Annotated in this window: 23 protein-coding genes and 3 tRNA genes; 14 read left to right on the top strand and 12 right to left on the bottom strand. The window is 55.2% G+C overall.

Translation table 11 applies throughout. The features are described from left to right. Nucleotides 1–58: 58 nt before the first annotated feature. From GO007_RS22975 to GO007_RS22955, 5 genes are all read right to left on the bottom strand, one after another. Entirely contained in the window at nucleotides 59–553 is a 495-nt protein-coding gene (locus tag GO007_RS22975) for a YjjA family protein (protein WP_095104119.1), read from the bottom strand. A 65-nt stretch (nucleotides 554–618) separates the two neighbouring features. Then, nucleotides 619–1,356, bottom strand: a complete 738-nt coding sequence (gene dnaC, locus GO007_RS22970; RefSeq protein ID WP_095103971.1) for a DNA replication protein DnaC — start codon at nucleotides 1,354–1,356, stop codon at nucleotides 619–621. 2 nt (nucleotides 1,357–1,358) lie between these two features. Further along, complete coding sequence (gene dnaT / locus GO007_RS22965; protein WP_095103969.1) at nucleotides 1,359–1,898, bottom strand: primosomal protein DnaT; 540 nt, start codon at nucleotides 1,896–1,898, stop codon at nucleotides 1,359–1,361. A 106-nt stretch (nucleotides 1,899–2,004) separates the two neighbouring features. Then, nucleotides 2,005–2,478: a threonine/serine exporter gene (locus tag GO007_RS22960; protein ID WP_095103967.1), complete on the bottom strand. Its 474-nt coding sequence runs from the start codon at nucleotides 2,476–2,478 to the stop codon at nucleotides 2,005–2,007. Next, nucleotides 2,469–3,245: a threonine/serine exporter family protein gene (locus GO007_RS22955; RefSeq protein WP_095103965.1), complete on the bottom strand. Its 777-nt coding sequence runs from the start codon at nucleotides 3,243–3,245 to the stop codon at nucleotides 2,469–2,471. Before GO007_RS22955 ends, GO007_RS22960 begins: the two co-directional genes overlap by 10 nt. 288 nt (nucleotides 3,246–3,533) lie before the next feature. On the opposite strand from GO007_RS22955, the gene pobA reads away from it, so the two are divergent. The 4 genes from pobA to bglJ all read left to right on the top strand — a co-directional run bounded on the left by pobA (nucleotide 3,534) and on the right by bglJ (nucleotide 7,197). Continuing rightward, on the top strand, nucleotides 3,534–4,718 hold the full coding sequence (gene pobA / locus GO007_RS22950) for a 4-hydroxybenzoate 3-monooxygenase (RefSeq protein WP_095103963.1): 1,185 nt from the start codon (nucleotides 3,534–3,536) through the stop codon (nucleotides 4,716–4,718). Between the two features lie 23 nt (nucleotides 4,719–4,741). After that, nucleotides 4,742–5,611, top strand: a complete 870-nt coding sequence (locus GO007_RS22945) for a helix-turn-helix domain-containing protein (RefSeq protein WP_095103961.1) — start codon at nucleotides 4,742–4,744, stop codon at nucleotides 5,609–5,611. Nucleotides 5,612–5,836: 225 nt separating this feature from the next. Beyond that, nucleotides 5,837–6,559 (top strand): helix-turn-helix domain-containing protein, encoded by a 723-nt coding sequence (locus GO007_RS22940; protein ID WP_095104117.1) that lies wholly within the window; start codon nucleotides 5,837–5,839, stop codon nucleotides 6,557–6,559. Next, on the top strand, nucleotides 6,520–7,197 hold the full coding sequence (gene bglJ / locus GO007_RS22935; protein WP_095103959.1) for a DNA-binding transcriptional activator BglJ: 678 nt from the start codon (nucleotides 6,520–6,522) through the stop codon (nucleotides 7,195–7,197). Before GO007_RS22940 ends, bglJ begins: the two co-directional genes overlap by 40 nt. A 15-nt stretch (nucleotides 7,198–7,212) precedes the next feature. On the opposite strand, the gene GO007_RS22930 is transcribed toward bglJ, so the two are convergent. Beyond that, a complete protein-coding gene (locus tag GO007_RS22930) occupies nucleotides 7,213–7,671 on the bottom strand; it encodes a YbaK/EbsC family protein (protein ID WP_095103957.1) in 459 nt (152 codons plus the stop codon). A 339-nt stretch (nucleotides 7,672–8,010) separates the two neighbouring features. Here GO007_RS22930 and GO007_RS22925 point away from each other — a divergent pair, with 339 nt between their 5' ends. Continuing rightward, nucleotides 8,011–9,354 carry a PTS sugar transporter subunit IIC gene (locus GO007_RS22925; RefSeq protein WP_045860100.1) on the top strand — a complete coding sequence of 448 codons (1,344 nt, stop codon included), beginning with the start codon at nucleotides 8,011–8,013 and terminating at the stop codon, nucleotides 9,352–9,354. A gap of 43 nt (nucleotides 9,355–9,397) precedes the next feature. Here the strand turns inward: GO007_RS22925 and fhuF are convergent, their stop codons facing one another. Both fhuF and GO007_RS22915 read right to left on the bottom strand, forming a co-directional pair. Next, complete coding sequence (fhuF, locus tag GO007_RS22920) at nucleotides 9,398–10,186, bottom strand: siderophore-iron reductase FhuF (RefSeq protein WP_095103955.1); 789 nt, start codon at nucleotides 10,184–10,186, stop codon at nucleotides 9,398–9,400. Between the two features lie 112 nt (nucleotides 10,187–10,298). After that, complete coding sequence (locus GO007_RS22915) at nucleotides 10,299–11,345, bottom strand: GGDEF domain-containing protein (RefSeq protein ID WP_095103953.1); 1,047 nt, start codon at nucleotides 11,343–11,345, stop codon at nucleotides 10,299–10,301. A 262-nt stretch (nucleotides 11,346–11,607) separates the two neighbouring features. Between GO007_RS22915 and GO007_RS22910 the strand changes: the two genes are divergently transcribed. After that, complete coding sequence (locus GO007_RS22910; RefSeq protein WP_095104115.1) at nucleotides 11,608–11,847, top strand: DUF1435 domain-containing protein; 240 nt, start codon at nucleotides 11,608–11,610, stop codon at nucleotides 11,845–11,847. A gap of 22 nt (nucleotides 11,848–11,869) precedes the next feature. On the opposite strand, the gene GO007_RS22905 is transcribed toward GO007_RS22910, so the two are convergent. The 4 genes from GO007_RS22905 to rsmC all read right to left on the bottom strand — a co-directional run bounded on the left by GO007_RS22905 (nucleotide 11,870) and on the right by rsmC (nucleotide 13,387). Further along, nucleotides 11,870–11,956, bottom strand: a tRNA-Leu gene (locus GO007_RS22905). A 30-nt stretch (nucleotides 11,957–11,986) separates the two neighbouring features. Continuing rightward, nucleotides 11,987–12,073: transfer RNA gene (locus GO007_RS22900), tRNA-Leu, on the bottom strand. 28 nt (nucleotides 12,074–12,101) lie between these two features. Beyond that, nucleotides 12,102–12,188 (bottom strand) — tRNA-Leu (locus GO007_RS22895). A gap of 170 nt (nucleotides 12,189–12,358) precedes the next feature. Continuing rightward, a complete protein-coding gene (gene rsmC / locus GO007_RS22890; protein WP_095103951.1) occupies nucleotides 12,359–13,387 on the bottom strand; it encodes a 16S rRNA (guanine(1207)-N(2))-methyltransferase RsmC in 1,029 nt (342 codons plus the stop codon). Between the two features lie 175 nt (nucleotides 13,388–13,562). Between rsmC and GO007_RS22885 the strand changes: the two genes are divergently transcribed. The 8 genes from GO007_RS22885 to GO007_RS22850 all read left to right on the top strand — a co-directional run bounded on the left by GO007_RS22885 (nucleotide 13,563) and on the right by GO007_RS22850 (nucleotide 19,870). Next, a complete protein-coding gene (locus tag GO007_RS22885; RefSeq protein WP_095103949.1) occupies nucleotides 13,563–13,976 on the top strand; it encodes a DNA polymerase III subunit psi in 414 nt (137 codons plus the stop codon). Beyond that, nucleotides 13,945–14,391, top strand: a complete 447-nt coding sequence (gene rimI / locus GO007_RS22880) for a ribosomal protein S18-alanine N-acetyltransferase (RefSeq protein ID WP_095103947.1) — start codon at nucleotides 13,945–13,947, stop codon at nucleotides 14,389–14,391. The genes GO007_RS22885 and rimI overlap by 32 nt, the downstream gene beginning before the upstream one ends. Before the next feature lie 14 nt (nucleotides 14,392–14,405). Further along, a complete protein-coding gene (gene yjjG / locus GO007_RS22875) occupies nucleotides 14,406–15,083 on the top strand; it encodes a pyrimidine 5'-nucleotidase (RefSeq protein ID WP_095103945.1) in 678 nt (225 codons plus the stop codon). A gap of 91 nt (nucleotides 15,084–15,174) precedes the next feature. Then, on the top strand, nucleotides 15,175–16,764 hold the full coding sequence (gene prfC / locus GO007_RS22870) for a peptide chain release factor 3 (RefSeq protein ID WP_095103943.1): 1,590 nt from the start codon (nucleotides 15,175–15,177) through the stop codon (nucleotides 16,762–16,764). 218 nt (nucleotides 16,765–16,982) lie between these two features. Further along, complete coding sequence (gene osmY, locus GO007_RS22865) at nucleotides 16,983–17,594, top strand: molecular chaperone OsmY (protein WP_095103941.1); 612 nt, start codon at nucleotides 16,983–16,985, stop codon at nucleotides 17,592–17,594. A gap of 122 nt (nucleotides 17,595–17,716) precedes the next feature. Further along, a complete protein-coding gene (locus GO007_RS22860) occupies nucleotides 17,717–17,878 on the top strand; it encodes a DUF1328 domain-containing protein (RefSeq protein WP_004857650.1) in 162 nt (53 codons plus the stop codon). A gap of 142 nt (nucleotides 17,879–18,020) precedes the next feature. Then, nucleotides 18,021–19,094: a patatin-like phospholipase family protein gene (locus tag GO007_RS22855; RefSeq protein ID WP_095103939.1), complete on the top strand. Its 1,074-nt coding sequence runs from the start codon at nucleotides 18,021–18,023 to the stop codon at nucleotides 19,092–19,094. Continuing rightward, on the top strand, nucleotides 19,091–19,870 hold the full coding sequence (locus tag GO007_RS22850) for a TatD family hydrolase (RefSeq protein ID WP_095103937.1): 780 nt from the start codon (nucleotides 19,091–19,093) through the stop codon (nucleotides 19,868–19,870). The genes GO007_RS22855 and GO007_RS22850 overlap by 4 nt, the downstream gene beginning before the upstream one ends. Nucleotides 19,871–19,901: the final 31 nt, after the last annotated feature.

Here is a 19,901-nt window from a genome sequence, read left to right as displayed (position 1 = left end):
CGGCGTTGCGGCCGCGTTGTCCAGGCTAAGGCGCTAAACGCGGCATCTGGGGAGAGGATCAGGATAGGAATTTCGCGCCCTGCTTGAGGACCAGATCGCAGGCTTTGGTTTTCACTTTTTCCGCCAGCGGGCTGCTGCCGAGGGTGGTCAGGTTCAGCTGCTGGCCGTTATTGCTGTTCAGCAGGCCCTGTAAACCTTCAAGATAGCCGGTATCCTCTTTCTGTTTTTCCGCGGTGCCGAGGCCGAGTTTATCCAGAACCTGGTTTTTGATGTTTTCGGTATTGGTCACCGAGGAGAGCTTTTGTTTCGCGCAGTACGACATAATGCCGGCGGCATTGTTCATGCTGCTGGAGGTCAGCGACTGGCTCCCTCCGTTCAGCAGGCCGGTCAGCGAGGAGAGCGACAGCGCGCCGCTTTGCTGCGAACCGCTTTGGCTGCTGAGCTCGCTGGCGGCGCTGGAGAGGGAGTCCTGCCAGGAGGCGGCCTGTGCGCCGGCTGCGAAAAAGGCGCCGGCAATCATCAGAGTGCGGAACAAGGATTGTGCAGATTTCATAAGTTTACTCATCGTGGTTACTGAAGTATTTCCGCAGTATAACCCCGCCTGAGTTCGGAAATGTCTTAATACTCTTTGCCGGTGACCCGGTGACGATAGCTATCCCAGTTGAAAATCACCCACAGGCTATTGCCGAGGCGCATACGATCCATCACGCGCTCGCCGAGCAGCTTGTTCATCTCGTCCATGTTGCTGTTGGTTAACATTCCGGTCGGGCGCTTTGATGAGGAGCGGCGATCGACGATCTGATTGATGATCACTTTTTCATAGCGGGATTCGGTTTGCATGCCGATCTCATCGATCACCAGCAGATCGACCCGGCTGAGATCGTTCAGCAGCTGCTCTTCGCTGATTTCCCGGTTGCCGAAGGTGTCTTTCATTGCCGACATGATGTCGGCGACGGTTATGATCAGCACCGATTTACCGCGCAGCAGCAGCTCGTTACAAATGGCGGCCGCAAGGTGGTTTTTACCGGTGCCGGGCTTGCCGGAAAAGATAAAGCTGGCGATGTTGCCGTCGAACTCTTCAACGTACTGGCGCGCTCTGGACAGCGCGTTCATCTGGCCTTCGCACTCAACCCGGTAGTTCTCAAACGAGCAGTTCTGGTGCAGCGGGCGGATGCCGGAGCGGTTAAACGTCCGCTGCATTTTCATCGCCCGGTTCTCCCGCTCAAGGGCTTCAGAACGCAGCTTGCCCTGCTCTTTCTGCCATGCCAGCAGCTCTTCACCGGTTTTAAACGCCGGTTCGATATGAGCAGGCATCATCTTTTGCAGGCGCTTCATCAGTTCGCCAACGTTTTTCATGCTCATCCTCTGAACCCTCGTGGAATATGGTTATCCGGCTCGCTGACCGTATTCACATCACGACGCGGCTGGCCGCCGTTGCTGGCGCGACCGATTTGCACGCTACGCGCCAGCTTTTGCTGCCACTGCACGTGATGAAAGACTTTGCCTTCCGCCTGCCAGTAGGCAACGAATGCCGCCAGCTCTTCCGGCGTGACCGCCTGGCTCAGGGCGATACCCCACAGCGCCGCGAGGCGCTGAAAATCCGCGTCCGGCTGCCAGTCGGCGTACATGGCGAATTTTCCCATAGGGATCGCGGCTGGCGCGGCGGCCGGCTCGTCAAAGAACTGCGTATCAAGCGCGATGTCGCTGCCGGGGCGTGCCAGTTTACTCTCCAGCTCAAGCAGCTGGGCCAGACGTTCCGGCGTCAGCGCATAGAAGGCAGGAGTATTGTTGGCAAAAACGGCAACGGCACCGTTGGCCGATTTTGCGAGAATGGCCGCAGGATCCTGAATGAAATCATCCAGGCCGCTAAAATCGGTAGTTAAAATTCGCGAAGACATAACACTATCTCAGCTCTGAACAACGATAGAGTGGGGGAATAGCACACATAGTAGCACAGCGCCCGGCCGGGATGGAGCGACTGACCGATCCCGGCGGCGCGGCTCGCTATACCCGCGGACGCTTGCGGTACAGCCACAGGCCAGGAATAGAAAGACCGATAGATAGCGCACCAACGATAGACGATGCCTTTAAAAAGTTGCTTAACAGCATAATCATCATCTCTTCAGAATAACCAAAATGACTGATTTTTACCGCCGAGATCATCGCCGTATAGGCGGAGATGCCCGGGAACATGGGGATCACTGCGGCAACGGTAAAGATCTTCGGGTGGGCCAGGTACCAGCGGGACCACTGAATGCCGATACTGCCAATCAGCAGGGCGGCAAGGAAGGTTGCCCACTCGATATTAAAGCCCGCCGTCATCATCACCATACGTGAACCGTGGCCAATGGCGCCCAGCAGCGCGCACCAGCGCAACGCCCGCTGCGGGACGTTAAATACCATCGCGAACCCAACGGCAGGGATGGCCGCCAGCGCCATGTCCTGAGCCAGAGCAAACAGATACGTGATTATGCCCATCCGCGTAGCCCCCACATGGTCATCGCCATCACCACGCCAATGCAGGTGGCAAGGGTCAGCAGGCTGGCGAGCGCCCAGCGCGCAAGGCCGGTGTTAATATGTCCTTTGAACATATCCGCCACGGCGTTTATCAGCGGAAAACCGGGTACCAGCAGCAGCACGCTGGCGGCCATCGCGACGGTTGGCGTGCTGGCAAATGCCGGTAAACGTAGCATCAGCCCGGAGATGGTGGTGGCGACAAAGGCGGTAATGCAAAAGTTGATCTGCGGATGCATCGAGCGGTGAGTCAGCAGCTGGCGGATATACATTGCGATGGTGCTGGCGCAGAAGGTGACCAGCGCGCCATCCCAGCCGCCGTTGTTTAATTTGCAAAAGCAGGCGCAGGAGAGCCCAACCATCAGCACCAGCAGCCAGCGCGGGTAGCGCAGCGGCTTAATCTGGGTAAAGCGCTTTTCCACATCTTTATAATCCAGCAGCTTATGCTCGGCAAGGATCACTATATGCTGCACTTCGGTCACCACATGCATATTAATTCCGCGATCGATATTCTTACGCGTGGAGGTCAGGCATTCGCCGTCTTTGATGGTGGTGAGGACAATCGCATTCGATGAAATGGCGCTTTCCACGCTGTCCATGCCTAACGCCCGCCCCAGGCGAGTAGAAAGCTCCTCAACCAGCGCGCTTTCCGCCCCGTGTTGCAGTAAGAAAAGACCACACTGAATGCACAATCGCGTAATTGTGCGCTGAACTGTCCGATCTGCTTGCATAAATACCTGCTGTCAGTAACGCCCGATGCCGTAGTGTCCGTCGCTACTTTAACCTGAACTCTCGATTTGCCTGAGGGGGTCGGGATCAAATAATGTGCAAAAAGCCGCCTCCCGGCCGGATGGATAAATTTTGAACCGCACCACACTTTTATAAAACTGTTGAAAAGTGCAGTTTTTGCCGCCGTTATTGCCTTCTTTTTCCCACCTGACTTATCAAAAATGCACCTGAGAACTTTTAATAAACAAAAAACAAACAAATAATTAACCATTCGAGAGCGAGATAGCCCTATGAAAACTCAGGTCGCGATAATCGGTGCTGGTCCCTCAGGGCTGCTGCTGGGGCAGCTGTTGCATAATGCGGGGATTCGGACCGTTATCCTCGAACGACAGACGCCTGAATACGTCCTCGGGCGCATCCGGGCAGGTATTCTTGAAAGCGGCACCGTCGATCTGCTCCGTGAGGCGGGCGTGGCGCAGCGGATGGACGCAGAGGGGCTGGTGCATCACGGCGTTGAGTTTTTGTTTGAGGGGCAGCGCGTCCCGGTCGCCCTTACGGAGCTTAGCGGGGGGAAAAGCGTGATGGTGTACGGCCAGACCGAGGTGACCCGGGATTTAATGGCGGCCCGCGCCAGCGGCGGGGCGCCGATCGTTTACGGCGTCAGCGACGTGGTAATTCACGATGCAAAAAGCGATCGGCCGGCAATCACCTTCGTCAGCGGCGGGGAAACGCACCGCCTCAGCTGTGATTTCATCGCCGGCTGCGATGGCTTTCACGGCGTGTCGCGGCAAAGCATTCCGCGTGAGCTCCTTAAAGAGTATGAAAGCGTCTGGCCGTTTGGCTGGTTGGGGATGCTGGCCGATACGCCGCCGGTTAATCCCGAGCTGATTTATGCCCATCATGAACGCGGATTTGTTCTCTGTAGTCAGCGCTCACTAACTCGTAGCCGCTACTATTTACAGGTACCGCTTAGCGATAAGGTGGAGCAGTGGTCGGATGCGCGTTTCTGGGAAGAGCTGAAGAACCGCCTGCCGGATGAGCTATCTACAAAGTTAGTGACTGGTCACTCACTTGAGAAAAGCATCGCACCTCTGCGCAGCTACGTGGTGGAGCCGATGCAGTACGGAAGGCTTTTCCTGGTCGGGGACGCGGCGCATATCGTGCCGCCAACCGGGGCGAAAGGGCTGAACCTGGCCGCCTCTGACGTGAACTATTTATGGCGGATCCTGCGCGAATATTATCACCATAATCGCGCCGACCTGCTGGCGAGCTACTCGCGTTTCGCGCTGGATCGGGTGTGGAAAGGCGAACGATTCAGCTGGTTTATGACCCGCCTGCTGCATGATTTCCCGCAGCAGAGCGAGTTTGATAAAAAAATGCAGGCGGCCGATCGCCGCTATTATCTTGGCTCACGTGCCGGGCTGACCACCATTGCGGAAAACTATGTCGGTCTGCCAATGGAGCGCGTGGCGTAGCGTTGAAAACGGCAGGAGTCGTCATGCAGGCAGCGAATAGCGTTCCCGTGTTTAAGCTATATGGGGAAGAACGAGACTGGCCGACGCCGGATCTCCTGCACTGCGAGTCGATTTTGCAGCGCAGCAGCCTGTACGAGTGGCATATCCGCATGCATCAGCACGCCGAGCTGGTGCAGCTGCTGTATCTCCATAAGGGAAGAGCTGAGATCGAGATTGAGGGTGTGACGACCGTGATGACGGAAGCCTGCATCCAGGTGGTACCGGCGCTGTGCGTTCACGGATTTCGCTTTTCACCGGGCACTCAAGGGTACGTGCTCTCGCTGGCGCTACCGCTGCTCAGCCGTTTTGAAAACCAGTTTGGCCGCCAGCTCGATGTGCTCAGCCAGCCGCAGTGCGTGCCGGTCAGGCGCTCCCGAGGCCATGTTCGGGCGCTGTTTACGGCGTTGCGCGAGGAGTACTGCGAAGAGCTTGATGCGCGCGAAATGATGCTCCATTCGCTGCTTGGCGCGCTGCTGGTATGGCTGAACCGACGCTGCCTTCCGGCACCGGTAACGGCAGACAGAGCGGAAAGGAAGCGCAGCGCTATGCGTCACTTTTCTCGTCTTATTGAGAGCCACTATCGCGAACATATCCCGCTGGCGGAGTACGCCAGGCGGGTGGGTATTTCGGCTACGCACCTTAACTATTTGTGTCGTGAATTCCACGGCCGCAGCGCGTTAGGGGTTTTGCACCACCGGCTGATGCTTGAAGCGCGGCGGAATCTGCAGTATACCCGGATGACGGTAGCCCAACTGTCTGATTATTTGGGTTTTTCCGATTCCACCTACTTCTCCCGATTTTTCCGGCGCTATAGCGGCGTGTCGCCAAAGGCATTCAGGAACAGCATCAAATGAGATACCGTTATTCTGTCCCGCAATAAATTATTTTTCCTAAATTTCATTTTAAATTTTTCTAACTTATTGAGCGTTATTGCCTGTGTTAGCGTTCATGGTTGGCAAGGTCAGGCTAAATTCCTCGCCAGACCAATAAAGATTTATCTGGCACAGTAATATAGCTACCGCCAAATTATTCATCTTTATTATTAAAGGCGCGAGTCTTCGATGGGAAGCGGAGGGTTTATGTTACCGGGACAGGGTAAATACGGCATTATTATCAGTAAAATACCGGTTATGCAGCATGGACTGAAGGCGATAGCCGAGGAGCATCTCCCCGAATATGCCTTCTGCGTCTGCGGCTCTCTGGAGGAGCTGACTCTGCTTCAGCTGCGGCAGGCGGTGCTGGTGGTCGCTGATTTATCAGACGAAATCCATCAGCCCCGTGAGGTGTGTGAGGACTATCACTCGTTGATGATCCAATATAGAGACATTCATTGGGTCTATATGATTGGCCATTCCTGCGATCTCCAGACTATGGAGATATTAGTCTGTGCGGAAAGCACGCTCATTTCCAGCCATGAGTCGCTAAAACATCTGGTTGAGGTTATCCACGCGGACGCTACGGCGCGGGAGAGAATAAGCCAGACGCTATTATCCTCCGCGTTAGGGAATAGCGAAGAGAATCAGCCAACGGCGATTTTTCTGACGCTATCTGAACGTAAGGTTTTACGTTTGCTGGCGAAAGGCTGGGGAATTAACCAAATTGCCGCGCTGTTGAAAAAGAGTAATAAAACAATTAGCGCGCAGAAAAATAGCGCTATGCGTCGCCTCTCTTTGCGCAGCAATGCGGAAATGTACGCCTGGATTAATAGCGCTCAGGGAATGAAGGAGCTGAATATCTATGCCGCTTTTGGAGAACAAAAGCAATGGAAAAAAACAACTCACCTCGATATGTCGCTGTCGTAGAAAAATGCATGCTGACCGAGCTGGCGCTGCGTCATATATTAACCAGCGCGGGAGCGGGTAATTATATTGTGCGGTTTTTTAAAGATACCCAATCGCTGCGCCGGATGCTGCAGTCTAAAAAAGTGATTGCCGTTATTTTTTCACTTTTTAGCAATCGCCTCTTTCGCATGGAAAGCCTGCTTTTTCTTCATGAAATCGCCTGTTCCAGTCCTGAGATACGGCGCATCGTTTTAGCGAATAATAGCGCTGAAGCGTGTTTGGTCAGCCAGCTGACGCCGTCCAACCTGCACGGCGTGCTGAATAAATCGATCTGCCGCGTACGGTTGCAGGAACAGCTCATTCAGCTGGTTAACCAGACGCTGCAGGCGGACGAGGCGCCGCTCAACCCAAATTCTGGCCTCGGCAGCCAAATTCTGAGCCCAACGGAACAGCATATTCTTCGCTATATGACCTACGGCTATTCGTTGCCAGAAATAGCCGCTCAGCTGGATCGTAATATCAAAACCATCCGCGCCCATAAATTCAACGCCATGACTAAACTCGGTGTCAGTTCAGATATCGGCCTGCTGAGCGCGGCCGATATCCTGATGCATTTATCGGCCCTCGACGAAGATGCGGCGGAGGAGTGCCTTGAGTAACCCTGCTGCAAGTTTTTACAGGCAAACGTCAACCCAGGTTGCATCGGTGAGCTGGGCCATCCGGTCAGGAGAAATGCGAACCGCGCTGTGGATGGCGCCGGCTGCAGGCAGGACTTCCTGATACTGCTTCAGTGAAATATCGCAATAGACCGTCAGCGGGTTTTCCAGGCCGAAAGGGCATACGCCGCCAACGGGATGCCCGGTTAGCGTGACGACCTCATCGCTGCTTAGCATACGGGCCTTCGCCCCAAACGCTTCCTTCAGCTTTTTATTATCCAGACGCACATCGCCACGAGAGACGACGAGTATCACCCGGTCTTTTACCTTTAACGACAGGGTTCTGGCGATTTGTCCCGGTTCAACGTGATGCGCCGCGGCGGCGAGAGCCACGGTTGCGGTGCTTTGAGCGAGCTCGATGATTTCGATATCGGGGGCGTGTTCGGCAAAAAACTGCCGTACGGACTGCAGACTCATTAGGATCTCCTGATTAATGCCCGTTTTAATCTGGCATAAGCCTGGCGGAGTGTAAATATTGCCGGCTGATAATCGAGAATTTTTCCAATTTCTGGATCTTCTTCACAATCACCGCAACCGGTTACTGTAACCGGTTGCGGTTACGGTCGCTCAGATGAATACTGAATGGGTAACTTCCCTGCGTCACTTATAACAAAGAGCCGTGTATGAATCGTGCTGACTTGAGCAGTATAGCTGGGCGAATGGCTGATGTGGTTTTTCGCTCACAGAACATGTTTCATCACAACGGCAAGATAATCGTTGTTGGGCCTGTTTCTATAGCCTGTCAGGAGGGCTGCTATGTCTGCTAACCATGCTGCGTTTAATCTGATATTCCGCTTTGTAGAAAATTATATTAGCCCTGTCGCCGGGCGAATCTCGTCGCAGCGCCACGTTATGGCTATTCGTGACGGCTTTATCTCGGCCATGCCGTTTATGATCGTCGGTTCATTTCTTCTGGTTTTTGCCTACCCGCCGTTTTCCCCGGATACCACCTGGGGGTTCGCGCGTACCTGGCTGGATTTAGCAAAAGAGTTTGAAGGGCGAATTCTGACGCCGTTCGATATGACGATGGGCATCATGTCTATCTATATCTGTGCCGCGATTTCTTATAACCTCGGCAAGCATTACGTAAAATCCCACCAGCTCGATCCCTTTATGTGCAGCATGCTGTCAATTATGGCTTTTCTGCTGGTGGCGGCCCCGAAAACTAGCGGGACTTTACCGGTGGATAGCCTGGGCGGGACGGGGATCTTCACCGCGATCCTGGTCGCGATCTATTGCGTTGAGATGATGCGCTTTCTGAAGGCGCATAACATCGGGATCCGCCTGCCGGATCAGGTTCCACCGATGATTAAAAACTCGTTTGACCTGCTGATCCCGGTGCTGGTGGTGGTGCTGACGCTCTATCCGCTCAGCCTGTTCATTCAGCATCAGTTTGACATGCTTATTCCGCAGGCCATTATGTCCGTCTTTAAACCGCTGGTTTCCGCCGCTGATTCATTGCCGGCAATTTTACTGGCGGTACTGATTGGCCATCTGCTGTGGTTCGCAGGGATCCACGGGGCGGCAATCGTCTCCGGTATGCTGCAGATGTTCTGGCTGACCAACCTGGGCATGAACCAGCAGGCTCTGGCACAGGGCGCACCGTTACCGCACATCTTTATGGAGGCGTTCTGGACGTTCTTCATTGTGATAGGCGGGTCTGGCGCCACGATGGGGCTGGTTATCTGCTACCTGCGCAGCCGCTCAGCCCACCTGCGGTCTATTGGCCGTCTGAGCGTGGTACCGAGCCTGTTTAACATTAACGAACCGGTCATTTTCGGCACGCCAATCGTTATGAACCCGGTATTCTTTATTCCGTTCCTGCTGTCACCGATGGTTAACGCCGTGCTCGCCTGGGCGGCAATGAAGCTGGATCTGATTGGCCGGGTTATCTCAGTGGTACCCTGGACGGCTCCGGCGCCAATTGGTGCCGCATGGGCGCTGGGCTGGGATTTCCGGGCGGCGATCCTGGTGATTCTTCTGGCCTGCGTTTCAGCCATCATCTATTTCCCGTTCTTTAAGGTATACGAGAAACAGCTGTTAGAGCAGGAGGCGGAAGAGGCCCAGCGCGTGGCTGAAGAGAGCCAGCAAACGGCATAAAAGCAGGCGGGCGGCGTTAGGGCCGCCCGCGTGAAAAAGCGGATTATTTTAGCGTGCAGTCTCCGCACTGCTGGACATCCGGCAGGCGGTAGCGCTGGCAGCAGGTACGCCGCACCAGCGCTCCTTCACGTACAACGACCGTACGCCACAGCGGGTTATCCCGGCCATCGGCAAACTGCTTTTCAAAGAAACAGTGCTGGCGCAGAGCCGCCGCCCGTTCCTCTCCCAGCAGCGTCTTCATCTCACCCAGATACCAGTTAATCAAATAGCCGGTATTGCTCCAGATAAGCTTCGCGTTGATATCGCCGGTCGCTTCCAGCGCCTGAATCACCGGCTGCAGGGCATCATTGACCAGCGTTTCGATCCGCGACTGCGGCGACTGGCCACTGCTGGCGGCGGCAGAGTGGACGTCGATCCAAAAGCAGGCCGCGCGGCCGGTTTCATGGAACTCTACGCGGAAATGTTCCGGCGCCAGGCTGATGGTTTGCTCTTCGCTTAACAGGGCCAGCATCAGAGGCGGTACCAGCAGGCCGATATACCATTGTGCCCACAGCGAGAGCAGCGGTTTTTGCTCGCGCGGCAGCGTTGGCTGATTGCGGTAGATATGATCGGAGTAGGTGGCCAGCAGGGAGCTCAGCGTAACCGGCGAGGACCACTCGGCAAGCGTCAGCGCGCAGGACGGGGCTTCTTCATCCAGACGAAGAAAATCCAGCAGATGCGGACGCAAGGCGGTGATTTTTTCCCGTATTGCATCCGCCAGCGCATGCTTAGCCGGCTGAAACGGGGCCTGCCAGATAACGTCGTTGCTGAATGGGATTGAACGGTAAGCCATCAGAGCGCCAGATACAAATCTAAATGATAATGATTTCTGATACTAGTTGCTTGCGTAAAGGATGGCAAGATTTTTGTCCGCGCAGCGCTTCCCTGGCGGCGCGGCGATGGGATTAGCTGGCGAGAATAATATTACGGCCGAGGTTTTTCGCTTCGTAGAGCGCGCTGTCGGCTCGTTTCAGGGCTCCGTCGATATCGGCATCGATCAGCGGCGTCATCCCGATGCTGATCGTGACGTTGGTGGCGACGCTTTCATTAAACATATGGGCGATTTTCAAATCGTAGACCCGCTGGCGGATACGTTCTGCTGCCTGTTGAGCGGTCTCCGCCGTGCTGTTGGTCAGCAGCACCATAAACTCCTCTCCGCCAAAACGGGCCACAATATCGCGTGAGCGAACGGCGTTGCGGATCGCGGCGGAAACCTGAATCAGCGCCTGGTCACCCATCATATGCCCGTAGTGATCGTTGTAGGCTTTGAAGTGATCGATATCCAGCAGCAGCACATGATGGCCATTACTATCCAAAGCCAGCAGGGTATCCAGCCGGTTTTGCAATCCGCGGCGATTGTACAGCCCGGTAAGAGGGTCGAGCATACTCAGGTCATTGAGCGTATTTCGCTCCTTCAACAGCTTATCCATCAGGCCTTGGGTAAAGGTATCGCTGCGTTTCTGAATCAGGTTTTGTATCGTGATGCCCACAATGGGAAGCACAAAGCAGTAGAGCATACGCAGCCACTGCTCGCCTTCAGCAAGGATCAGGCAGGCAGCAAAAGTGGGGAAGGAGTGCAGGGTAAAGGCAATGATATTATTGGAAAAAGCGATCGCGCCAATAAACAGCACGCTTAACAGGGCGATCACCAGAAAGTTAAAATGCGGTGGCGGCATCATTAATGATTTTTCGCAAACGTGCCACGCCCACAGAAGGCCAAATATCAGAGAAATAAAGGAAATATTTATTATGCGATGCGAGAATCTCCAGTGCCATAGCAATAAAACGGTGCTGCCGGCGAAGATCAGGGCGCAGGGCAGGGTAAAGCTCACGATAGCAAAGAGTGGGCTAACCAGGGATAAGAATGCTGAAATCAAATTAAGGACTAAAAAAAGCCGTAAGGAATACTGATATTTTTTTTCGTAATGAGCTCGCCAGGATTGTGCAGTCATATGGGGGATATCATTATTAGTCGTTAAATTTCAAAATGATGGCTGCCAAAAATGAACAATAAAAAGCAATGCGCAATATAAGGTTTTTGCGAAATAATCAAATGTTTTAATATATAAGCGTTTCGCGCTTAATTTATCACCTTCATGAATGTATGTCATTACCGCAAACGTAAAGAATAAAGTTACCGCTATGGTTAACATGACAAATGATAAAAGCTATCATATGATATTGGTTATCATTATCGTTATGAGAGGTGAAAACATGTTGCAGCGGACTTTAGGCAGCGGGTGGGGCGTACTGCTTCCTGGCGCAGTCATTGCTGCTCTTGGATTTGCTGATTTGTCGCTGGATGCCTGGCGCGGGTTGGTGACCCTGGGGCTGCTGATGTCTGCGGTGATGATCTGGCACCGACAGCTGCGTCATTTCGTTTTACTACCGTCATGCGTGGCATTGGTCAGCGGGATTATGCTGATGACTTTGAATTTAAGGCTGATAGGGTGATTCAGGGAGGAGTTAAGAATATTGGTGCGAGGGGGGGGACTTGAACCCCCACGTCCGTAAGGACACTAACACCTGAAGCTAGCGCGTCTACCAATTCCGCCACCTTCGCACAGTATTCTTAATTTTGATATCGCCTCGTTGGTGCGAGGGGGGGGACTTGAACCCCCACGTCCGTAAGAACACTAACACCTGAAGCTAGCGCGTCTACCAATTCCGCCACCTTCGCACAGTGCGAGCGATATCTGCGTGGTTTATGGTGCGAGGGGGGGGACTTGAACCCCCACGTCCGTAAGGACACTAACACCTGAAGCTAGCGCGTCTACCAATTCCGCCACCTTCGCATACCATCGACACTATGAAAGTATCGTTACCACGGAGGCGCATTCTAGTGGTTTTCAGCTATTCGTCAATAGTTAATTGTCCGGGCTGAATTGATTGTTGCAAAAATGCGCGCCGGGCAGCGGTAAAACGCCGGCGACGCGCGGTTTCGTCGCCGGACGGTAGCGAGGAGCTATTTCTTCGCCTGACGGGTCATCACGGTGCGGTAGACCTTAAAGCGACCGGTCTGAGCGAGGACTTCGTGGAAGCCGAAGACTTCGTCAAGCACGTCCGGATAGGGCAGGAAGGCGTTAGCGACAATGCGCAGCTCGCCGCCGCTGCCGAGGTGACGTACCGCCCCGCGAATCAGAGTTTGCGCCGCTTCCTGGCTGGTCTGCAGGCCGTCATGGAACGGCGGGTTGGAAATGATCATGTCAAACCGGCCGTTAACTTCGGAGAAGACGTTGCTGGCGAACACTTCACCTTCGATGCCGTTGGCGGCGAGGGTTGCGCGGCTGGCTTCTACCGCCGGGGCGCTGACGTCACAGAGGGTTAAGCGCACCTTCGGCGAGTGGCTTGCCAGTACGGTCGCCAGCACGCCCGCGCCGCAGCCGACGTCGAGCACTTTGCCCTTGGTATGCGGCGTCAGCGTTGAGAGCAGCAGCTGGCTACCGACGTCAAGCCCATCGCGGCTGAATACGCCAGGCAGGGTTTTAATCGTCAGATTTTCCAGCGGATATTCGCCCCAGTACTGCTCTGGATCGAAGGTTGGCTGTTTTTCCAGACGGCCGTGATACAGCCCACAGCGGCGGGCGCTGTCGACTTTGTTCAGCGGCGCGTAGTCGGCCAGCATCTGCTCGGCGCTGCGTACGCCGCTGCGGTTTTCACCGACCACGAAAATATCGATACCGGTCGGCAGCAGCGAAAGCAGGTTCATCAGCTGGAACTGGGCTTCCGGCTTGTTCTTTGGCCAGTAGTAAATCAGCGTATCGCAATCGGCGACGTCGCTGGCCTGCGCCACCAGGCCAAAGCTGGCATTATCGCCCATCTGGCGGCTCAGCACCTGCCAGTGGTGAAACTGCTGGGTGTGGACGCGGCTGGATGCGGTCTCCAGGCGTGCGGGCAGGTCATCCTGCAGGTCACCGGCAAACAGAACGCGGGCGGACTCGAAATCATCACTGTGGCGCAGCAAGACTTCACTTGCCGGGGTAAAAGCAGACATGAAACACTCCTTCATTAAGACTGGCGCCGATTATACACGTTATCCTTAGCGCTGCCTCTTTGTTGGCTTCCCCTGCGCGCATCGCCGTATTCTGCCGTCGACGGGGGCGGAGTTTGTTGGCGCAAATACGACGGATTTGCTATATTGCGCGCTTGATTAACAGGAGTGTTTCGCTATGACATCCCGACGAGACTGGCAATTACAGCAACTGGGCATTACCCAGTGGTCGCTGCGTCGCCCCGGGGCGTTGCAGGGCGAAATCGCTATCTCACTGGCCGGGCATATTCGTCTGGTGATGGTGGCGGAGAATCTGCCGCCGCTCAGCGAACCGCTAATCGGCGATGTTCTACGCGCGCTGGCGCTGACGCCGGATCAGGTGCTGCAGCTGACCCCAGACCGCGTGGCCATGCTGCCGCCGAACAGCCGCTGTAACAGCTGGCGGTTAGGCACAGACGCACCGTTGCTGCTGGCGGGCGCACAGGTAACTTCGCCCGCTTTCGATGAACTCCAGACCAGCGCGCCTGCCCGTATGGCGCTCTGGCAACAAATCTGCGCACATGAACACGATTTCTACCCTCAACGCGGCTGATTTGCCCCGAGCCTGGCAAATAGAAACTCTCGCCCACGCTTTTCCGTGGAGTGAGCAAACCTTCGCCAGCAATCAGGGCGAACGCTACCTGAATCTCCAGCTGGCGGTCGATGGTAAAATGGCGGCCTTTGCCATTACGCAAATTGTGCTGGACGAGGCGACCCTGTTTAACATCGCCGTCGATCCGGCTTTCCAGCGGCGCGGCCTCGGGCGAGAGCTGCTGGAGCGGGTTATTGACGAGGTCGAACAACGCGGCGTCGTCACGCTGTGGCTGGAGGTTCGCGCGTCTAACGCTGCGGCCATTGCGCTGTATGAAAGCTTAGGCTTTAACGAGGCGACCATCCGCCGCAACTACTACCCCACGGCCGACGGTCGTGAGGATGCAATCATTATGGCTCTACCGCTAAGCATGTAAGACAAGGTGATACGATGAAGTGGGACTGGATTTTCTTTGATGCCGATGAAACGCTGTTTACGTTTGACTCCTTCACCGGTTTACAGCGGATGTTCCTCGACTATAGCGTGACGTTTACCGCTGAAGATTTTCAGGACTATCAGGCCGTGAATAAACCGCTGTGGGTGGATTATCAAAACGGCGCTATCACCTCGCTTCAGCTGCAGCACCAGCGTTTTGATAGCTGGGCCAGCCGCCTGAGCGTGCCGCCGGGCGAGCTTAACGATGCGTTCATGAACGCGATGGCCGAGATTTGTTCGCCGCTTCCTGGTGCGGTATCGCTGCTGAATGCGCTGCAGGGCAAGGTGAAGATGGGGATTATTACCAACGGCTTCACTTCGCTGCAGCAGATCCGTCTGGAACGAACCGGTTTGCGCGATCACTTTGATTTATTGATTATTTCTGAAGAAGTGGGCGTCGCAAAACCGGATGCGCGGATCTTTGATTACGCGCTGGCGCAGGCGGGCGTTGCGGATCGTTCCCGCGTGCTGATGGTGGGGGACACCGCGGAGTCTGATATCCGCGGCGGCGTCAACGCCGGCCTTGCGACCTGCTGGCTCAACGCCCATCAGCGCGAGCTGCCTGCGGATCTCCGGCCGGACTGGACGGTAACCTCGTTAAGCGAACTGGAGCAGCTCCTGTGTAAACACTGATTGCCTCCCCCCCGTTGATGGGTAAAATAGCCGCAATTTTTCGTATTTAACATGCGTGGCCGGTTGCCGCGTTTACTAAGAAGATTCAATTATGACGTTGTCTCCTTATCTGCAAGAGGTGGCGAAGCGCCGCACTTTTGCCATTATTTCTCACCCGGATGCCGGTAAAACTACCATCACCGAAAAGGTGTTGCTGTTCGGACAGGCGATTCAAACCGCCGGTACCGTTAAGGGCCGCGGCTCCAACCAGCACGCCAAATCGGACTGGATGGAGATGGAAAAGCAGCGTGGTATCTCTATTACCACGTCGGTGATGCAGTTCCCGTATCACGGTAGCCTGGTTAACCTGCTGGATACCCCGGGCCACGAAGACTTCTCCGAAGATACCTATCGTACGCTGACGGCGGTGGACTGCTGCCTGATGGTTATCGATGCGGCCAAAGGCGTCGAAGATCGTACCCGTAAGCTGATGGAAGTTACCCGTCTGCGCGACACGCCGATCCTGACGTTTATGAACAAGCTCGACCGCGATATTCGCGATCCGATGGAGCTGCTGGACGAAGTTGAAAACGAGCTGCGCATCGCCTGCGCGCCGATCACCTGGCCGATTGGCTGCGGGAAGCTGTTTAAGGGCGTGTATCATCTCTATAAAGATGAGACGTATCTCTATCAGACCGGTAAGGGCCACACCATTCAGGAAGTCCGCATTATTAAGGGCCTGAATAACCCGGATCTCGACAGCGCGGTCGGTGAAGACCTCGCGCAGCAGCTGCGCGATGAGCTGGAGCTGGTGCAGGGCGCTTCTAACGAATTCGATAAAGATCTGTTCCTGGCAGGGGAAATTACCCCGGTCTTCTTCGGAACGGCTTTAGGTAACTTCGGCGTCGATCATATGCTGGATGGTCTGGTGGAGTGGGCGCCAGCGCCGATGCCGCGTAAGACCGATACGCGCGAAGTTCGCGCGGAAGAAGAGAAGTTCACCGGCTTTGTGTTTAAAATTCAGGCCAACATGGACCCGAAACACCGCGACCGCGTCGCCTTTATGCGCGTGGTTTCCGGGCAGTACGAAAAGGGCATGAAGCTGCGTCAGGTGCGGATTGGCAAAGACGTGGTGATTTCCGACGCGCTAACCTTTATGGCCGGCGACCGTTCACACGTTGAAGAAGCCTATCCCGGCGATATTATCGGTTTACATAACCACGGTACCATTCAGATTGGCGATACCTTTACCCAAGGCGAGATGATGAAGTTCACCGGCATTCCGAACTTCGCGCCGGAGCTGTTCCGTCGTATCCGCCTGAAGGATCCGCTGAAGCAGAAACAGCTGCTTAAAGGGCTGGTTCAGCTCTCTGAAGAGGGCGCGGTACAGGTCTTCCGTCCGATCGCCAATAACGATCTGATCGTTGGTGCCGTTGGGGTGCTGCAGTTTGACGTGGTGGTTGCGCGCCTGAAGAGCGAATATAACGTGGAAGCGATTTACGAATCGGTAAACGTGGCGACCGCCCGCTGGGTCGAGTCGACCGACGTGAAGAAATTCGAAGAGTTTAAGCGTAAAAACGAAATTCAGCTGGCCCTCGACGGTGGTGATAATTTGACCTATATCGCCCCGACGATGGTAAATCTCAACCTGACTCAGGAGCGTTATCCTGAGGTCATGTTCCGTAAAACACGCGAGCACTAATTCCTTCTGGAGCGCGGCTTTAGCCGCGCTCTACTCAATTTTCCCGCCGTTCCCGCCGCTAAAGAAAGTTCTTAAATTTTTCTGTTGTCCCGTTTTTTTATACATATTTCCCGCCCTCCTTGCGACCTTCTACTATATTTAATAAGCAATTTTCAAAACGCTGGCTTAATAAACTACTTATTTTGCTTTACCGATATAGAAATAACGAGGAGATCACCATGACAAGACTAAAGAATACCAGCACGCTGCTGGCGCTCTTCTTAGGCTCGGCCATGATCAGCGCCTCGGCATATGCGGATAACTCAACGACGGACAGCGCAAAGTCCGTTGCTAACAGCGCCGGGCAGGCTGTCGATAGCTCGATGAATAAAGTCGGCGACTTTATGGACGACAGCACGATTACTGCCAGAGTTAAGGCGGCGCTAATCGATGATAAAAGTATCCGCAGTACGGATATCTCGGTGAAAACCGAGAATAAAGCGGTCACCCTGAGCGGCTCGGTGGAGAGCTCCGGGCAGAAAGAGCAGGCGGTCAGGATAGCCAAAGAGATTAAGGGCGTCTCGGCGGTTAACGATGAGCTGAGCGTGGCCAATCAGCAGCCCGCAAGCCTGAAGGGCTACGCTGGCGATACGGCAATTACCAGCGAAATTAAAGCCAAGCTGCTGGCCGATGATATTGTCCCTTCGCGGAAGGTGACGGTTGAAACCAGCTCCGGCACCGTGCGTCTGTCCGGGACGGTTGGGTCTCGTCAGCAGGCGGATCGCGCCGCCGGGATCGCTAAAGCCGTGACTGGCGTAAAAACCGTAAAAAACGACCTCAAAGTTCAATAACACCGTTCACTAAACACATTTTTTCGGCTACTGCCGTTGAATCAGAGCACGACAGGGTTGGTGCCTGCGCGACCTGAGCGCGTAGAAAAGCGACCGTTATCCACTATGGTAAGGAGAGCATTATGTTTCGATGGGGCATTATTTTTCTGGTCATCGCCTTAATTGCCGCCGCTTTAGGATTCGGTAGCCTGGCGGGTACGGCAGCCTGGGCGGCGAAAATTGTCTTTGTCGTCGGTATTATTCTGTTCCTGGTCAGTCTGTTTACCGGGCGTCGACGCCCATAGATGCAAAGGCCAGAACGGCCTTAAGCGCATTGATGAAATAGTGTTTTACATAAAGCCAGTCTATATGACTGGCTTTTGCTGTATCAGGGGTATAAAACTTGCGTTACTTTGTTGTTATAGAATAAGCAAACAGGAAAGCAGAGTGGGGCATCGAATTCCCGTAACGCTTGGCAATATTGCGCCGTTATCGGTTAAACCTTTTCAGCCGGGCAAGCTTGGTCTGGTGTGCGAGGGGGGTGGACAAAGGGGGATCTTTACCGCCGGGGTGCTGGATGAGTTTATGCGCGCCGGATTCAACCCTTTTGACATTATGCTCGGTACCTCCGCCGGGGCGCAAAATCTGTCAGCCTATATGTGCAACCAGCAGGGCTACGCGCGTAAGGTCATCACGCGTTATACCACCTCCCGCGAGTTTTTTGACCCGATGCGTTTCGTGCGCGGCGGGAATCTTATCGATCTCGACTGGCTGGTGGGAACCACGGCGCAAAAAATGCCTCTGGCGATGAGCTATGCCGAAGAGCGATTTTCACAGGGCAAAGAGCTGTGGATGTGCGCCTGCCGCGGCGATGACTATACGCCAAACTACTTTTCCCCGACGCAGTCCACGTGGCTCGATCAGATCCGCGCCTCCAGCGCGATCCCCGGTTTTTATCGCAGCGGCGTGATGCTTGACGGCATCAGCTATCTCGACGGCGGCGTCAGCGATGCGATTCCGGTGCAGGAGGCGGCAAAACGCGGCGCGCAGACGATTGTGGTGATCCGCACGGTCCCGTCGCAGATGTACTATACCCCGCAGTGGTTCAAACGTATGGAGCGCTGGCTCGGTGAAAGCAGCCTGCAGCCGTTTGTGAATCTGGTCCAGCACCATGAGGCCACCTACCGCGCGACCCAGCAGTTTATTGAGAAGCCGCCGGGTAAGCTGCGGATCCTCGAAATTTTCCCGCAGAAGCCGTTAAAAAGTATGGCCCTGGGGAGCCGGCTGCCGGCGCTGCTGGAGGACTATAAAACCGGGCGCCAGTGCGGCCGCTATTTTCTGGCAACGGTGGGCAGGCTGCTGGCCGATCGTCCGCCGCTGCTGCGCCATATGCCGCGTCTCGCGGTGCCTGCGCCGGTGGTGGTGCCGCCGGCTTCCGTTGCCAACGATGCGCATCAGGCAACCCTGATCGACGCCGCCCAGGCCAACGATGCCAGCTTCGATAATGAGGACCTGGCGTGATGCTGCAATTTATTGATACCCACTGTCATTTCGATTTTCCACCGTTTGCGCATGATGAAGTGGAGAGCATTGCCCGGGCCGCGCGTGAAGGCGTGACGCAGATTATTGTCCCCGCCACCGAGGCGGATAATTTTCCCCGCGTGCTGGCCCTGGCCTCGCAGCATGATGCGCTGTATGCCGCGCTGGGCTTGCATCCGATAGTTATTGAGCGTCATGACGAGAGCAGCCTTCAGCGGCTTGAAGCCTGCCTGCAGCAGCGCAGCGCGAAGGTGGTGGCAATTGGTGAAATTGGCCTCGATCTCTATCGCGAGGACCCGCAGTTTGATCGGCAGCAGGCGCTGCTTGAGGCGCAGCTGCGGCTGGCAAAACGCTATGATTTGCCGGTGATCCTCCATTCGCGACGCACGCACGATAAGCTGGCGATGCTGCTGAAAAAGCATGCTCTGGCGCGTACCGGCGTGGTGCATGGTTTTGCCGGCAGCCTTCAGCAGGCGGAGCGTTTCGTGCAGTCAGGATACAAAATTGGCGTTGGCGGAACCATCACCTATCCCCGCGCCAGCAAAACGCGCGAGGTCATGTCGCGTCTGCCGCTATCGGCGCTGCTGCTGGAAACGGATGCCCCGGATATGCCGCTAAACGGTTTTCAGGGACAGCCAAATCGCCCGGAGCAGGCGGCTCGGGTTTTTGCCACGCTGTGCGAGCTGCGCCAGGAGCCGGCTGATGTTATCGCGCACGCTCTTCTGAGCAACACCAAAGCGTTGTTCGGCACGCTGTAAATCCTCGCTAAACAGCCTAAACCTGTCCTCT

This window comes from Klebsiella sp. 10-1, assembly GCF_009758445.1.
Lineage (GTDB): Bacteria > Pseudomonadota > Gammaproteobacteria > Enterobacterales > Enterobacteriaceae > Klebsiella > Klebsiella scottii.
This window is presented reverse-complemented; position numbering and strand designations above follow the sequence as displayed.

Excerpts from the sequence above, each read along its gene's own strand:
- rimI (WP_095103947.1), top strand. The coding sequence starts at position 13,945 with ATGAACACGATTTCTACCCTCAACGCGGCTGATTTGCCCCGAGCCTGG.
- GO007_RS22930 (WP_095103957.1), bottom strand. The coding sequence starts at position 7,671 with ATGAGTCTGCAGTCCGTACGGCAGTTTTTTGCCGAACACGCCCCCGAT.
- bglJ (WP_095103959.1), top strand. The coding sequence starts at position 6,520 with ATGGAAAAAAACAACTCACCTCGATATGTCGCTGTCGTAGAAAAATGC.
- GO007_RS22915 (WP_095103953.1), bottom strand. The coding sequence starts at position 11,345 with ATGACTGCACAATCCTGGCGAGCTCATTACGAAAAAAAATATCAGTAT.
- GO007_RS22910 (WP_095104115.1), top strand. The coding sequence starts at position 11,608 with ATGTTGCAGCGGACTTTAGGCAGCGGGTGGGGCGTACTGCTTCCTGGC.
- pobA (WP_095103963.1), top strand. The coding sequence starts at position 3,534 with ATGAAAACTCAGGTCGCGATAATCGGTGCTGGTCCCTCAGGGCTGCTG.
- GO007_RS22885 (WP_095103949.1), top strand. The coding sequence starts at position 13,563 with ATGACATCCCGACGAGACTGGCAATTACAGCAACTGGGCATTACCCAG.
- GO007_RS22945 (WP_095103961.1), top strand. The coding sequence starts at position 4,742 with ATGCAGGCAGCGAATAGCGTTCCCGTGTTTAAGCTATATGGGGAAGAA.
- osmY (WP_095103941.1), top strand. The coding sequence starts at position 16,983 with ATGACAAGACTAAAGAATACCAGCACGCTGCTGGCGCTCTTCTTAGGC.
- GO007_RS22955 (WP_095103965.1), bottom strand. The coding sequence starts at position 3,245 with ATGCAAGCAGATCGGACAGTTCAGCGCACAATTACGCGATTGTGCATT.
- fhuF (WP_095103955.1), bottom strand. The coding sequence starts at position 10,186 with ATGGCTTACCGTTCAATCCCATTCAGCAACGACGTTATCTGGCAGGCC.
- dnaC (WP_095103971.1), bottom strand. The coding sequence starts at position 1,356 with ATGAAAAACGTTGGCGAACTGATGAAGCGCCTGCAAAAGATGATGCCT.
- yjjG (WP_095103945.1), top strand. The coding sequence starts at position 14,406 with ATGAAGTGGGACTGGATTTTCTTTGATGCCGATGAAACGCTGTTTACG.
- GO007_RS22860 (WP_004857650.1), top strand. The coding sequence starts at position 17,717 with ATGTTTCGATGGGGCATTATTTTTCTGGTCATCGCCTTAATTGCCGCC.
- GO007_RS22975 (WP_095104119.1), bottom strand. The coding sequence starts at position 553 with ATGAAATCTGCACAATCCTTGTTCCGCACTCTGATGATTGCCGGCGCC.
- prfC (WP_095103943.1), top strand. The coding sequence starts at position 15,175 with ATGACGTTGTCTCCTTATCTGCAAGAGGTGGCGAAGCGCCGCACTTTT.
- GO007_RS22960 (WP_095103967.1), bottom strand. The coding sequence starts at position 2,478 with ATGGGCATAATCACGTATCTGTTTGCTCTGGCTCAGGACATGGCGCTG.
- GO007_RS22925 (WP_045860100.1), top strand. The coding sequence starts at position 8,011 with ATGTCTGCTAACCATGCTGCGTTTAATCTGATATTCCGCTTTGTAGAA.
- GO007_RS22940 (WP_095104117.1), top strand. The coding sequence starts at position 5,837 with ATGTTACCGGGACAGGGTAAATACGGCATTATTATCAGTAAAATACCG.
- dnaT (WP_095103969.1), bottom strand. The coding sequence starts at position 1,898 with ATGTCTTCGCGAATTTTAACTACCGATTTTAGCGGCCTGGATGATTTC.
- rsmC (WP_095103951.1), bottom strand. The coding sequence starts at position 13,387 with ATGTCTGCTTTTACCCCGGCAAGTGAAGTCTTGCTGCGCCACAGTGAT.